This window comes from Ramlibacter monticola, assembly GCF_016722785.1.
GTDB lineage: Bacteria > Pseudomonadota > Gammaproteobacteria > Burkholderiales > Burkholderiaceae_C > Ramlibacter > Ramlibacter monticola.
In genome coordinates, this window is sequence record NZ_JAEQNE010000002.1 from 579,458 (window position 1) to 593,133 (window position 13,676).

At 74.1% G+C, this 13,676-nt stretch carries 14 protein-coding genes; 8 read left to right on the forward strand and 6 right to left on the reverse strand.

The genetic code is table 11. From position 1 onward, the window contains the following. Positions 1–172 precede the first annotated feature (172 nt). Positions 173–883, reverse strand: a complete 711-nt coding sequence (locus JJ685_RS10665; RefSeq protein WP_330901747.1) for a HisA/HisF-related TIM barrel protein — start codon at positions 881–883, stop codon at positions 173–175. Here JJ685_RS10665 and JJ685_RS10670 point away from each other — a divergent pair. The 3 genes from JJ685_RS10670 to JJ685_RS10680 are packed head-to-tail and all read left to right on the forward strand — an operon-like array spanning position 870 to position 3,611. Beyond that, positions 870–1,874 (forward strand): ATP-grasp domain-containing protein, encoded by a 1,005-nt coding sequence (locus tag JJ685_RS10670; RefSeq protein ID WP_236598872.1) that lies wholly within the window; start codon positions 870–872, stop codon positions 1,872–1,874. The two genes, JJ685_RS10665 and JJ685_RS10670, sit on opposite strands and share 14 nt — an antisense overlap. Continuing rightward, on the forward strand, positions 1,861–2,928 hold the full coding sequence (locus tag JJ685_RS10675; RefSeq protein WP_201674218.1) for a hydantoinase/oxoprolinase family protein: 1,068 nt from the start codon (positions 1,861–1,863) through the stop codon (positions 2,926–2,928). Before JJ685_RS10670 ends, JJ685_RS10675 begins: the two co-directional genes overlap by 14 nt. A 5-nt stretch (positions 2,929–2,933) precedes the next feature. Beyond that, positions 2,934–3,611, forward strand: a complete 678-nt coding sequence (locus JJ685_RS10680; RefSeq protein WP_236598873.1) for an amino acid kinase family protein — start codon at positions 2,934–2,936, stop codon at positions 3,609–3,611. Here JJ685_RS10680 and JJ685_RS10685 read toward each other — a convergent pair. The 5 genes from JJ685_RS10685 to JJ685_RS10705 are packed head-to-tail and all read right to left on the reverse strand — an operon-like array spanning position 3,558 to position 8,791. After that, entirely contained in the window at positions 3,558–4,280 is a 723-nt protein-coding gene (locus JJ685_RS10685) for a (5-formylfuran-3-yl)methyl phosphate synthase (protein WP_236598874.1), read from the reverse strand. The genes JJ685_RS10680 and JJ685_RS10685 overlap by 54 nt on opposite strands. After that, entirely contained in the window at positions 4,280–4,867 is a 588-nt protein-coding gene (locus JJ685_RS10690) for a DUF447 domain-containing protein (protein ID WP_201674219.1), read from the reverse strand. Before JJ685_RS10690 ends, JJ685_RS10685 begins: the two co-directional genes overlap by 1 nt. Further along, positions 4,864–6,267 carry a DUF6513 domain-containing protein gene (locus tag JJ685_RS10695; protein WP_201674220.1) on the reverse strand — a complete coding sequence of 468 codons (1,404 nt, stop codon included), beginning with the start codon at positions 6,265–6,267 and terminating at the stop codon, positions 4,864–4,866. The genes JJ685_RS10690 and JJ685_RS10695 overlap by 4 nt, the downstream gene beginning before the upstream one ends. After that, entirely contained in the window at positions 6,246–6,821 is a 576-nt protein-coding gene (locus tag JJ685_RS10700) for a flavoprotein (protein ID WP_201674737.1), read from the reverse strand. The genes JJ685_RS10695 and JJ685_RS10700 overlap by 22 nt, the downstream gene beginning before the upstream one ends. After that, positions 6,818–8,791, reverse strand: coding sequence for a sigma-54-dependent Fis family transcriptional regulator (locus JJ685_RS10705; protein ID WP_201674221.1), 1,974 nt, complete (start codon positions 8,789–8,791; stop codon positions 6,818–6,820). The genes JJ685_RS10700 and JJ685_RS10705 overlap by 4 nt, the downstream gene beginning before the upstream one ends. Positions 8,792–8,991: 200 nt before the next feature. Here JJ685_RS10705 and JJ685_RS10710 point away from each other — a divergent pair, with 200 nt between their 5' ends. Genes JJ685_RS10710 through mch form a run of 5 tightly spaced genes read left to right on the forward strand, consistent with a single transcriptional unit; the run spans position 8,992 to position 13,562 of the window. After that, on the forward strand, positions 8,992–9,486 hold the full coding sequence (locus JJ685_RS10710; RefSeq protein ID WP_201674222.1) for a dihydroneopterin aldolase: 495 nt from the start codon (positions 8,992–8,994) through the stop codon (positions 9,484–9,486). A gap of 13 nt (positions 9,487–9,499) precedes the next feature. Continuing rightward, on the forward strand, positions 9,500–10,531 hold the full coding sequence (locus tag JJ685_RS10715) for a beta-ribofuranosylaminobenzene 5'-phosphate synthase family protein (RefSeq protein WP_236598875.1): 1,032 nt from the start codon (positions 9,500–9,502) through the stop codon (positions 10,529–10,531). A 4-nt stretch (positions 10,532–10,535) separates the two neighbouring features. Beyond that, positions 10,536–11,441 carry an NAD(P)-dependent methylenetetrahydromethanopterin dehydrogenase gene (locus tag JJ685_RS10720; protein WP_201674223.1) on the forward strand — a complete coding sequence of 302 codons (906 nt, stop codon included), beginning with the start codon at positions 10,536–10,538 and terminating at the stop codon, positions 11,439–11,441. A 10-nt stretch (positions 11,442–11,451) separates the two neighbouring features. Beyond that, positions 11,452–12,585: an ATP-grasp domain-containing protein gene (locus JJ685_RS30085; RefSeq protein ID WP_201674224.1), complete on the forward strand. Its 1,134-nt coding sequence runs from the start codon at positions 11,452–11,454 to the stop codon at positions 12,583–12,585. Then, positions 12,582–13,562: a methenyltetrahydromethanopterin cyclohydrolase gene (gene mch / locus JJ685_RS10730; protein ID WP_201674225.1), complete on the forward strand. Its 981-nt coding sequence runs from the start codon at positions 12,582–12,584 to the stop codon at positions 13,560–13,562. Before JJ685_RS30085 ends, mch begins: the two co-directional genes overlap by 4 nt. The last annotated feature ends 114 nt before the right edge of the window (positions 13,563–13,676 follow it).

Consider the following 13,676-nt stretch of genomic DNA (forward strand, 5'->3'; position numbering starts at 1 on the left):
ACGCTCCGTCCGCAAGCCGTGTGCCAAGCTGGCCTGCCGGGCAGCGCGCCCTCTGAAGAGCGCACTCTGCCCCGCGGAAGTGGAACAGTGTGTGGCGGCCTGCACCGGGAATGGCAGACCGGCAGGATGGCACGGTTCCTGAATCGCCGCGGTCATGGCCGGGCGTTCGGGATCAGGTCGCGTGCAGGGTGCCGTCGTGCAGGGCGCTGGCGACGAGCCAGCCGTCCGCACCGGCGGCCGCGGCGGCGCGCAGGTCGGCCGCATCGCGGACGCCGCCGGCGCCGATCCATGCGCGGTCCGGCGCGAGTTCGCGCAGCCGCGCGAAGGTGCCGAGGTCGGGCCCGCTGCCGGCGCCCACCCGGTCGAGCGTCATCACGATCACCGTGCGCGGCCACGCCTGCGGCCGCTGCCAGCTGCCGGAAGGATCGATGGGCCGCTCGAGCCGCGAGTCGAGCGACAGGATGGCGGACGGGTCCTGCGCCAGTTCGTCGAGGGCGGCGGCACTGGCGAGCGACTCGCTGCCGTACACCGGCCGCACCCGTCCCGCCACGGGGCCGAGGGCGTCCCGCAGCGCCCGCACCGAGGCCGGCGCGGCAAAGCCCGCATCGAGCCACAGGCACAGGTCCGCCTGGGCTTCAAGCAGTTCCCGCAGCGCCGCCACCTGCGCCGGGCCGCCCTGGATCGCATCGAGGTCGGCCACGTACAGCACGGGCTCGCGCCCGGCCGGCGGCGGCGCGACGCGGCGCAGGCCGCGGGCGATATCGCACGGCGCGCTGCCGTCGGCCAGCCGCGACACGATGGGACGGTAGGCGTGGCGCTCGCCGCGCACGCCGCGCACCACCTGGCCGTGCATGAGATCGATCACCGGAATGACCTGGACCATGGTTCGCATCTTCGTGTATGAGCCGCTGAGCGCGGACGATCCGGAAACCACCGCGGCGCTGGGACGCGGCAGCCCCGCGCACCAGGAGATGCTGGCCGCCGGCCGCGCGATGCGCGACGCGATCGTCCACGATCTCGCGCGCATCCCCGGCGTCGCCGCGACCCTCGCGGTCGGCGAGCAAGAGGCAGGCCATCCGTGGCCGCAGGTGAGCACGGCGAGCGCGCTGCCGGGCGAAGGCGCCGTCGATTTCGTGCGGCGCCAGTCGCCCTTGCACGACCTGTGCTGGGTCGTCGCCCCGGAAACGGACGGGCTGCTGCTGGGCCTGCACGAAGCGGTGGGCGAGGCGCGCTGGATCGGCTGCAGCCCGGCGGCGATCCGGCTCGCCTCCAGCAAGCGCGCGACCTGCGCCGCGCTCGCGGCGGCGGGCGTACGAACTCCGCTGGCCTTCGTCGCCAAGCATGACGGTCCCTGGATCGTGAAGCCCGACGATGGCGCGGGGACCATGGAGACCCGCCTGCACCTCTCGCGCGGCAACGCCGAACTCGACCTGCAGCGGCGACGGCGCGCCGGGCGGACCCCGGTGATGGAGCCGTTCGTCGCCGGCGAGCCCCTGTCCCTGGCCCTGGTCGTCGGTCCGGATCTTGCACAGGCGCTCGCGTTCAACCGGCAGCACCTGGAGCTCGATGCCGCCGGCTGGCTGCACGATCTCGGCGTGCAAGCCGCCGCGATCCCCGCGGCCGACCCGCGCGCCGCGGCCCTGCATGCGCTGGCCTCTCGGGTCGCCGCCGCCATCCCGGGGCTGCGGGGCTACGTCGGCATCGACCTGGTGTGGAATGAAAGGGAAGGACCGGTGGTCATCGAAGTCAATCCGCGCGTGACCTGCGCGTATGCCGGCCTCTCCGCGCTCCTGCAGCGCAACCTCGCGGCCGACATCCTCGCCGCGCACGCGCGCGACCCTGCGCCGGAGGTCGCAGCCGATGTCGCCGCGTGAGCCCCGGCTGCAGGCCGGCTGGGACATCGGCGGCGCCCACGTCAAGGCCTGCCTGCTCGCCGACGGCGCCCTGCGCGACGTCGCGCAGTGGCCCTGTCCCCTGTGGCAGGGCATGGAGCACCTGGACGCCGCGCTGGACGCCGCCCGCTCCCGCTGGGGCGGGGCCTGGGGTCCGGAGCTGGCGCACGCCGCCACCATGACGGGCGAGATGGTCGACCTGTTCCCGGACCGCGAACAAGGCGTGGCGCGCATCGCCGACCGGCTGGCGCAGTCGCTCGGGGCGTCGCTGCGCCTGTTCGATGGCGAAGGCGACTGGCGCGCACCGCACGAAGCGCCTGCGCGCTGGCGCGGCATCGCGTCGGCCAACTGGCGCGCCACCGCCCGCGTGGTCGCGCAGCGCCTGGGCGAAGCGGTGCTGGTGGACATCGGCAGCACCACCACCGACCTGATCCCGCTGCGCGCCGGCCGGGTGGCCGCTCTGGGCACGAGCGACGCCGAGCGGCTGGCCACCGGCGAGCTGGTCTACCAGGGCGTGGTGCGCACGCCGCTGTGCGCCCTGGGGCCGCGGGTGCACTGGCGCGGCGACACGGTCAACGTCATGAACGAGTTCTTCGCCACCACCGCCGACGTCTACCGGCTCACCGGCGAACTCGAACCCGCGCACGACCAGGCCGACACCGCCGACGGCCGCGGCAAGGACGCCGGGGCTTGCCGCCAGCGGCTCGCGCGCATGGTGGGGCGCGATGCGGCCGAGGCGGGCCCCGCCGACTGGCTGGCGCTGGCGGACTGCTGGAAGCACGCCCAGCTGGCCGAACTCGCGTCGCAGTTGCAGCGCGTGTGCGCCGGCGCGGGTGTGCCCGGCGGCGTGCCCCTGGTCGGGGCGGGCTGCGGCGCCTTCCTGGCGGAGCAACTGGCGCGGCGCACCGGCCGGCCGTTCTTCCGCTATGCCGAGGTCGCCCTGCCGGCCGCGTCGCCTGCGGCGGCGCTCGCTTCCTGGGCGGATGTCTGCGCGCCGGCGGTGTCGGTGGCGCTGCTCGCCTGCCGGCGGGAGTGACGCGCATGTGGATCGTCAAGCTCGGTGGCAGCCTGGCGCACGACCTGCGCCTCGTGCCCTGGCTCGCCATGCTGGCCGAACTGGGCGGCGGCCGGGTCACCATCGTGCCGGGCGGCGGCATGTTCGCGGACGCGGTGCGGGCCTCGCAGCGGCACTGGCATTTCGCCGACCTCCCGGCCCACAACATGGCGGTGCTCGCAATGGCGCAGACCGCGCACCTGTTCCACGCGATGGAGCCGCGACTGACGCTCGCCACCGACGAAGCCGGCATCCGCCGCGCGCTGCACGCGGGCCAGCCGGCCCTGTGGCTGCCCTTCATGCTGCTGCGCGACGCGCCGGACCTGCTGACCAGCTGGGAGGTGACGAGCGACAGCCTGGCCCTGTGGCTGGCGCGCCTGCTCAACGCGGAACGGCTGGTGGTCGTGAAGGCCTGCAGCGTGCCGGAAGGCAGCACCTTCGCGCAGCTCGGCGCGCAAGGCGTTCTCGACAACCGCTTCGAGGAGTGGTCCCGCGAGGCCCCCTTCCCGATCGAGGTGGTGGCCTGCGAGGCGCTGCAGCACGTGCGCGACGCCCTGCTAGGCGGCTCCTCCTCGTTCGTGCCTCCCGTGGCGCTGGCGCGGGTGATCGCCTCACGCAGCGGCGGCCAGGGGGGCCCCCGCCCCCGCCGCAAGCCGGCGACGTAGCAGCCGCACCAGCCTCGGGTCGAGCGCGTCCGCGCGCCCGCCGCGCGTCACGGCGCCGCGGAAGCCGGCAAAGTCCGGGGCCAGGCCCCGCAGCGCGTCGCTGTCCTCGGCGCGCAGGGAGCCGGCCAGGCCCGCCATCGCGCCGCGCGCGCGCACCGTCGCCACGAAAGCCGCCAGGGTCGCGAGCGGCACGCGCTGCAGCAGGCTGCCGCGGCGCTTGTCGGCGGTGTCCACCATCAGCGCGGGAAAGGCGCCGCTGGCGAGGGCGTGCTCCACCAGGGCCAGGTCGATGCCTTGGTCGGCGACGAACACCGGCACGATGCGCGCCGCGCACGCCGCCAGCGCGTCCACCAGGGTGGAGGCGAGCCCCGGCTCGGACGGCTCCGGCCACAGGCCGACCTTCACGTAGTCGACCCCGCAGGCGGCCACGCGCTCGACGCGCCGCAGGATCTCGTCGGCCTGCTGCAGCGACAGGTCGCCGACGGTGGCGCTGATGCGCAGGCCGGGCTGCCGCCCGCGCAGCACCGACACGATGTGCGCGACGTCCGGGAGCGCCAGCGCGCCCAGCGCCCCGTTGGCGGGCTCCTTGAGGTCGATGAAATCGGCGCCGGCCTCGGCCGCGAGCAGCGCCTCGCCGGCATCGCGCACGCTCACCAGCATCTTCACCATCACGCGGCCTCCGCGGCGCGCGCCTGGTGCCGCGCGACAGCCTCCCGCAACCAGGCCCAGGCCTCCAGCTCCTGCGGGCCGGCGGTCTTGTCGATCGCGATCTGCAGGTAGGCCAGTTCGCCCTCGATCTTCTCGCGCGGCAGCAGGTGCAGCCGGCTCACCAGCACGGCGCCCTCGATGACGGCCGCCTGGGCGCGATTGAAGCCCGGGAAGGCGGAGTGCTGCGCCTCGTGCATGCGGCCCAGCCGCAGGGTGGGCCGCTGCGCGTCCTCGCGGACCTCGGACAGGCGCAGCAAGGTGTGCCCATGGGCGCAGGCCAGGCGCGCGGCGACGGTGCCGTCAGGCGCGTTGACGGGGAGCGTGGGCCACGCCTTGCGCCCGGTCACGCAGCCGGCGAACACGCGCACGTCGGTCAGCACGTTGAGGACGGCCCGGCGCGTGGCCAGGATGTTGTCCAGCGTCTGCGAGGGCCGGAAGGGCCTGAGCACCACCTCGCCCTCGACGTAGCGCACGCCCATGGGCGCAACGTGCACGGTGCCCTCCGGCGAGCAGGTCGTGACCACGGTCTCGAAGATGTAGTCGTTCATGGCTTGTCCCTGTGCGTCATGGTGGTGCCTGGCGCCTGCCAGCGCTGCAGGTCCTGCGCCTCGCGGTCGACCGCGCAGCCCCAGTCCAGCGGCTGGTCCTGCACGTAGCGCTTGCCGAGCTGCCAGGCGATCTGCGCCCGCGCGACCTCCACCCCGATGTAGAAGGCGTGGCTGGCGTCGTTCTCCAGCCGCAGCTGCGGCCACAATGCGAAAGGGTCCTGGGCGACGCGCAGTCCCTCCCGGTTGTAGACGTGCACGCCCTGCTGCGAGACCTGGACCCGGTAGTTCGGGTCGCGCACCTCGCGCGCGATCGCCTCGATCTCCTCCGGCGCATCGGGGAAGGGGCTCTTGGCGTGCACCGTCATCAGCTGGTCGCTCAGGCCCTTGGGCAGCACCTGCTGCGACACCGCGGCATGCATGATGCGCCGCGCCCAGTCCGCCTCGCGCACCGCCCGGCGCGCGTGCGGGCTGACCTGCGTGGTCAGCACGGCGCTCGCGCCCAGTTCCGCGGCGATGCCCATCATCACGGCGTTGATCCCGCTGGTGTCCGCCTCCACCAGCTCGGTGAGGTTGCCCACGCCCATCATGATCTGCACCTGCGGGAAGCGTTCGCGCAGGCGCTGGTAGCGCACCAGCGAGGCCAGCAGGCCGTAGGGGATGGGGTCGAGGATGGCATCGGCCAGGAAGGGGCGGCCGCGGGCCTGCATGCGCTCCACCGCCTCCCACAGCGAGGCCTCGTCCTGCGGCTGGCGGGCGATGACGACCGGCGTGGCGGCGACCTCGTCGGCGATCCACAGCGTGTCGGGCGTCAGGCTCAGGAGGTAGTCCGCGCCGGCGCGGCCGCCGCGCAGCAGTTCGTCCGTGTCCTGCGAGTCGACGCTGACGCGCAGCCCGCAGTCCTTCACGGCGAGCACGGCCTCCTCCAGGTGCGGGAAAGGCGTGTCGGGCAGGCCGCCGAGGTCGATCACGTTGGCGCCGTCGGCCGCATAAGCCCGCGCCCGGTCCACGATCGCTTCCACCGGCAGCCGCGGCGCATCGACGATCTCCGCGAAGATCGCGATCGTGTACGCGTCGAGGTCGACCGGGCGCGCCTCGCGGCGGAAGAACTGCGGCAGGTCCTTCAACTCCTCGGGGCCGCGCTGCACCGGCACGCCGAAGTGCGCGGCCAGGGCGTCCACGTCGCCGCGGCAGCGCCCCGGCAGCAGGATGCGGTCGGCCGCGACCGGTGGCGCCACGCGCCGCTGCACCATGTCGGCCGTCATCAGCGCCGCAACCTGCAGCCCGATCTCGCGCACTTCCCAGCTGAAGGGCGCGTCGGCTTCCGGGGGCGCGAGGTGCGCCAGCACGCGCCGCAGGGACGGCTCGGCCAGCCGGCCGGTCAGGAAGACGATGTGTTCCATGCGAGGGACAGCGCCTCCAGGCGTTCCTGCAGCACGGCTTCCAGCTCCGGCACCGAGCAGACCACCGTGCAGTGGTCGATGGCGCGCAGCCGCTCCACGTTCTCGAATTCGATGCGGCGCGGCCGCAGCGTCACCCAGTCGTGCGGGGCGCGGGTGAGCACCACCGGTTCGGTATCGCAGGCAAACACGATGCCGGGGATGCCCAGCTTGCCCGCCTGCGCGAACATGTTGGTCGGCAGGGTGTCGCTGATGCCCAGCGCGCACTTGGCCACCGTGTTGCTGGTGGCCGGCGCGACGATGACGGTGTGGTAGTGCTCGTAGTAGAGCGCGCCCACCGGGACCGAGCTCGCGCTCTTGTCGCGAAAGATCCGGAAGCGATCGCGCAGCGTCTCCAGCCGCAGGCCGTACATGGGCAGCACTTCCTCGGCCGCTGCGGAGAGGAACAGGTCGACGTCGGGCAGGCGGTGGGCGACCGCCAGCGACTCCAGCAGGTTGTGGCCGGAACCCGTGAGGGCCCAGGCGAAGCGGCCGCCGGAGGCGCCTTCCCTGCTCAGCCGCTGTGCGTCACCGGGATGCGCAGCTTGTGCATCCGGCGGTACAGAGTGTTGCGGCTCACCCCCAGCGACTTCGCCACGTGGCTCACGTTCCAGCGTTGTGCCTCCAGCAGGTTCAGCAGCGACTGGCGCTCCTTCGCCTGGTGCGGCGACAGGAGTTCCCCGTCGGCCACCGGCGGAGCGCTGCTGGCCGGCGCCAGCGCCGCCGGCGCGCCCAGCGAGGGAAAGTGCTCCAGGCCCAGCGGCGCCCCGGCCGCCAGGGCCACGGCGCTGCGCAGCACGTGATGCAGTTGGCGGAGATTGCCAGGCCATGGATGACGCAACAGCAAATCCCAGGCCGCGGGGGTGAGCGCCGCGTCGGGGCGGCCCTCGTCCACCAGCAGGTTGCGGATGATCTCGGCCCGGTCGGTCCGCTCCCGCAAGGGCGGCAGCTGCAGCTCGATCCCGGCGAGGCGGTAGAAGAGATCCTCGCGGAACGTGCCCTCGGCCACCATCTCCGCCAGGTTGCGGTGGCTCGCACTGATCAGCTGGAAATCCACCGGCCGCACTTCGTCCGTGCCCAGCGGCGTGACCATGCGCTCGTCCAGCACGCGCAGTAGCCGCGCCTGCAGCGGCAGCGGCATGTCGCCGATCTCGTCGAGGAACAGCGTGCCGCCGTCCGACTGCACGATCTTGCCGCGGCGGCCGCCCTTCTCCGCGCCCGTGAAGGCACCGGCGCGGTAGCCGAACAGCTCCGCCTCGATCAGCGTCTCGGGCAGGCTGGCGCAATTGATGGCCACGAAGGGCCCGTCGGCGCGGTTGCCGGCGGCGTGCACGGCGCGGGCGAACACCTCCTTGCCGGCGCCGGTCTCGGCGCGCAGCAGCAGGGGCGTGCGGCCTGCGATCACGCGCTGGGCCGTGGCCAGGTGGGACGCCAGACGCGGGTCGCCGAAGGTGGGCGCGGGCGTGCCCAGGGCGGAACGCGTGCGCGGCAACGCCGATACGACGGGTGGCGGCACGATGCGGTTGCGCGCCGGGATTGCGATCCGGGCAGCGCCGGCCGCGTTCTCCTCGCGGGCGGGCAGGCGCGCCACCGCGAAGAAACGGTTGGCCGCATGGGCGCGGTAGGTGACGATGGGGTGGAAGCCGGCGCGGTGGCTGCGTTCCAGCATGTCGTCCAGCGTGGTCTGGAAGATCTGCTCCAGCCGGGCGCCGCGCAGTTCGGCGTGCGTCATCTCCAGCTGCATCGCCGCGCTGTGGTTGGCAGCCAGGATGCGGCCGCCCTCGTCGACCACCAGCCGGCCTTCGTGCAGCGTGTAGACGAACTCCGGCCGGCTGTGGAAGTGGATCGGGTGGGCGTCCCTGAAGCGTATGTCGATCAGCCGGTTCTCGATCATGCGGGCCGTCATGCCCAGGAGCAGCAGCAGGTGCTTCTGCGGCTGCACCGAGCTGCTGCTCACGTCCAGCACCGCGGTCATCTGGCCGGCCGGGTCGTAGATGGGCACGGCGGAACAGGTCAGGCCCGTGTACTGGCTCAGGAAGTGGTCGGCCTGCTGCACCACCACCGGGGCGGCCTCGGCCACGCAGGTGCCCATGCCGTTGGTGCCGACCTCGGCCTCGCTCCACACGGCGCCGACCTCCAGCCCCAGGGGCTGGGCCAGGCGCTCGAATTCCTGCGAGGTGACCATGTGCAGGATCACGCCGTCGGTGTCGGTGAGGACCACCGCCAGCTCGGGATCCCCCAGCTGCTGGTACAGGGTGGTCATTTCGTAGCGCGCGCAGTCGATCACCGCCGCCATGCGGCGCTGGCGGGTCGGCAGGTCGCCGCTGCCCACCACCGGCGGCCGGCGGGACTGGCTCGGGTCCAGCCCGTGCTGCTGGATGCAACGCGCCCAGGAGTGCGCAACGGCATCGCTCGTGGCGTGGACCAGGCCCCCGCGCACGACGTCGATGATCCGATGCGCGTGCTCCAGCGGATCGGCAATCGCCATGGGTTTGTCTCCCCCTGTTCTTGCTGCCGCGGACGGACCGGGCAGTGCGTCATCATTCTGGAACAGAGTGTCGCGCACCGCATTAGGGAATTTGTGAACTTCCGTACCGGGCGCCGCGTCGATCCCGCAATTGTCGCAAGGGCAATGGCGCGCAAGTTGCTATCCGGCTCCGCAGCACGACACGAATCCGGGGGGTCTCCATGTTCCAAGCCCTTGACCATGCCGCCGCGGGCGAGCGCCTTCCGGCCGCGGCCGGCCAGGAGCAGCCGCTGGACCTGGTCTTCATCGAAGGCTTCCACGGCCAGACCGTGATCGGCATCCACGACAGCGAGCTGCACCGGCCGCAGCCCGTCACCATCGACGTGTGCGCCGGCGTGCCCCGCGCGCCGGCCTGCGACACCGACTGCATCGCCGACACCATCGACTACGGCGAGCTGCGCCTGCGGCTGCAGCGCCTGCTGCAGGAGCACCGCGTGCGCCTGCTGGAGGCGCTGGCCGAACAGGTGGCCCGCATCGCCATCGACGAATTCCAGGCGCACTGGGTGCGCGTGCGGATCGCCAAGCCGCGCAAGTTCGAGGACACGGCCGCCGTCGGCGTGATGATCGAGCGCCGGCGCGACGAACCGCCGCCCCCGCCGCCCCGCAGCGCGACCCTGCGCCTGATCGCCCAGGGGCTGGTTCCGGGCAGCCGCTGAACCGGGCGGCCCGATGCACACCGACTACGAGATGGCGCTTCCGGCCGGGGCGCGCCGCGGGCCCCTCGCCGGCGTGCGCGTGCGGGCGCCGGCCCGGCTGCACCTCGGCTTCCTCGATCCGGCCGGCACCCTGGGGCGGCGCTTCGGCAGCCTGGGGCTGGTGATCGACGGGCCCGAGTGCGTGCTCGACCTCGGCCGTGGTGCCACCGACAGCTTCGAGGCCGACGTCCCCGCCTCCGCGGCGCTGGCCCGGGCACGCGGCCACGTCGAGACGCTGCGGCGCGCCACCGGCTGCACGGCGCCGGTCACGCTGCGCCTGCGCAGCACCCTGCCCGCCCATGCGGGGCTGGGCTCCGGCACGCAGCTCGCGCTGGCGGTCGGCCGCGCCTTCAGCGTCGCCTTCGGGCTGGGCCTCGGCACCGCGCAACTGGCCGCGCTGCTGGGACGCGGCGCGCGCTCCGGCGTCGGGATCGCCGGCTTCGACCACGGCGGGTTGCTGCTCGATGGCGGCCCCCGCGCGGACGGCGCGCCGGCCGCGCTGCTGGCGCGCATCGCGCTGCCGGCGGCGTGGCGGGCGATCCTGGTGCTCGATCCGCACGCCCGCGGCCTCAGCGGAGCCGACGAGAAGGCCGCACTGGCGCGCCTGGCCCCCCTGCCCCGCGAAGCCGCGGCGGAGATCTGCCACGAGGTCCTGATGCGCGTCCTGCCCGGCGCGGCCGGCGGCGAGTTCGCGCCCTTCGCCGCCGGCGTGAGCCGCATGCAGCAGGTGCTCGGGGCGCACTTCGCCCCGGCGCAGGACGGCCGCGCCTTCACCAGCGCGGCGGCCGGCCGGCTGCTGGATTGGATAGCCGCGCACACGGAAGCCGGTATCGGCCAGAGCTCCTGGGGACCCGCCGGCTTCGCCTTCCTGCCGTCCGAGGAGCGGGCCCAGGCGGCGCTGGCGGCCGCCCGCGCCGCCGGGGTCGTGGCCCCCGCCCTCGACATCCTCGTGGTCCGCGCGCGCAACCACGGCGCCCTGGTCGCCGACGAGCGCGCTGGAGGTTGAACCCATGGAACGCCCCTACATCCTGCACATGTTCACGCCCGGGCCGCAGATGAGCCCCTTCGACGTCAACATGGCCGCCGACGCCGGCTACCAGATCCTCGTGCCCTATTGCCAGGTGACGCTGGAGGGCATCGCCGGGCTCACCCAGGACGCGATCTTCTCGCGCGGTCCCAAGGGCGCGGTGCGCACGGGCCTGTTCATCGGCGGGCGCGACGTGATGCTCGCCGACGAAATGCTGGAGCACGCCCGCAAGTCCATGTTCCCGCCTTTCACCGTCTCCCTCTGCGCCGACCCGAGCGGGGCGTACACGACGGCCGCGGCGATGGTGGCATGCACCGAGGCGGCGCTGCGGCGCGCCGGCCGCGACGGCCTGAAGGACGCGCAGGTGCTGCTGCTGGGCGGCACCGGCCCGGTGGGACGCGTGGCCGGGGTGCTGTGCGCGCGCGAGGGCGCCCGGGTGACGCTGGGCAGCCGCAAGGCCGCCGATGCGGAGCAGGCGGCGCGCGACACCGGGGCGCGCTTCGGCGTGTCGCTGCAGGGCGCTTCGACGGGAAAGGCCGAGGAACTGCGCGCCGCGCTGGCGCCGGCGGACGTCGTGCTGGCGGTGGCGGCCGCGGGCATCCAGGTGGCCGGCGAGGCCGACCTGGCGGCGGCGAAGAACCTGCGCGTCGCGGCCGACATCAATGCCGTGCCGCCTTCGGGCCTGGCCGGCGTCGGCGCGCAGGACGACGCCAGGCCGCTGGCCGGCACGTCGGCGGTCGCCATCGGCGCGCTGGCCGTCGGCAACGTCAAGTACCAGGTGCAGCACCGCCTGCTCACACGCATGCGCGAAGCGGAGCGGGCCGTGGTGTTCGGCTTCGCCGAGGCCTTCGCCACCGCGCGCGAAGTGGTGGCGGAAAAGAGCCGCTGACGCCCCTTCCATGAGCGGCACCGTCGTCGTCGCAGGGCTTTGCGCGCGGCCGCTCGCCGAATCGGCGCGCGCCGCCGGCTGGCGGGCGATCGCGCTCGACCTGTTCGGCGATGCCGACACGCGCCGCGCCAGCCTGCGCTGGCACCGCATCGGCGACCCGGCGGCCGGCGCCATCGACCCGGCGCTGCTGCGCCACGCGCTGCAGCGCGCCGCGCGCGAGCCGGGGGTCCTCGGCTGGGTCGCCGGCAGCGGCTTCGAGGCGATCCCGGACCTGCTGGCGACGCGCATCCCGGGCCTGCCCCTGCGAGGCATGGAAGCGGCGGCGGTGCGGCAGGTGCGCGAGCCGGCGGCGTTCTTTGCCCGGCTCGACGCCCTCGGCCTCCCCCATCCCGAAGTGTCCTTCGATCCGCCCCTGGCGGACGAAGGCTGGCTGGTGAAGCGCGCGGCCGGCTCGGGCGGCTGGCACATCCGCCACGCGGGCGAGGCTGCAGGCGGCGGCTGCTACTGGCAGCGGATCCAGCCCGGGGAACCGATGTCCGCGCTGTTCCTCGCCGACGGCAGCCGCGCGCGCGTGGTGGCGCTCAACCGCCTGGTCGTGCGCCCGCTCGGCAAGCTCCCCTATGTCTACATGGGCGCGATCGGCCCGATCCGCGACGAGGCGCTGGCGCCGCGGCTGGAACAGGCCCTCGCCGCCCTCGTGCCCGCCTTCGGCCTGCGCGGGCTCGCCAGCCTCGACTTCGTGGCGCGCCAGGGGCATCCGTGCTTGCTGGAGATCAACCCGCGTCCCTCCGCCAGCATGGTCCTGCACGGGGACGCCTGGCCGGGCGGCCTGTTGCGTGCCCACGTGCGGGCGGTGGACGGCGAGCTGCCGCGGGATGCGCCCTCGCCGGCGCCCGGCGTACGCGGCTGCCTGACCGTGTTCGCGACGCGCCCCTGCCGCGTGGGGCTGGCGCTGTCCGGCGAACTCGCGCAGTCGCCGCACTGCCACGACCTGCCGGCCCCGGGGGCGTACTTCACGCCCGGCGAGCCGGTCTGCACCGTGAGCACCGCGGCCGGCAGCGCCGACGCGGTGCTGGTCGACCTCGACGTGCGGGCCGGCCAGGTCCTGCACCGCCTCAGTCCCTGCGAGGAGCTCGTCGCATGACCCCCGAACTTCCCAGCGTCAACGGACTCGCGGCGCCGCTGCTGAAGCGCCTTGTGCACGAAGCCGGCCGCCTGCGCATCGCCGTGAGCCGCGACCCGTCCGGCGTGACCGTGATCGATGCGGGCATCGGCGTGCCCGGCAGCATCGCGGCCGGCTTGCAGATCGCCGAGGTGTGCCTGGGCGGCCTGGGCGAGGTGCGCCTGGCCGCGCTGGCGCGCGAGGGCTGGCCGACCTGGCTGCACGTGCGCAGCTCGCAGCCGGTGCTGGCCTGCCTGGCCAGCCAGTACGCCGGCTGGAGCCTCGCCGCGAGCAAGGAGGAAACCGGCGGGAAGAAGTTCTTCGCCCTGGGCTCCGGGCCGGCCCGCGCGCTGGCCTGCAAGGAGCCCCTGTTCGGCGAGCTGGGCTACCGCGACCGCAGCGACAGCGGCGCGCTCGTGCTGGAGGTGGACCGCCCGCCGCCGCCGGTGGTCCTGGAGAAGGTGCTGCGCGACTGCGCGCTGCAGCCGGTCGGGCTGGGCATCGTACTCACGCCCACGGCCAGCCTCGCCGGCACCACGCAGGTGGTCGCGCGCGTGCTCGAAGTGGCCCTGCACCGCGCCCACGCGCTGGGCTTCGCGCTGCACGACGTGCTGGAAGGCGCGGCCTGCGCGCCGCTGCCGGGCGTCGGTGCCGACACGCTGCAGGCGATGGCGCGCACCAACGACGCGATCCTGTACGGCGGCCAGGTCCACCTGACCGTGGCCGGCGACGCCGACGCGGCCCGCGAGCTCGCGCTCAAGCTGCCTTCCGAGAACTCGCGCGACTACGGCCGCTCCTTCGGCGAGCTGTTCGAGGCGGCCGGCTACGACTTCTACAAGCTCGACGGCGCCCTGTTCGCGCCGGCCGAGGTCTGGGTGAGCCACATGCCATCCGGCCGCACCTGGCACGCCGGCAGCCTGCGCATGAGCCTGCTGCGCGAGCTGTGGCAGACGCCATGAGCACCGCCCGGCCGCCCGGAGGCGCTCGCCCCCTCCGCTTGCGCAGGGGGGCCGGCGGCGTCCCCGGGAAAAAGCTTCAGCTTTTTTTCGGAGTGGCCGGTGAGCAGTCCGCGC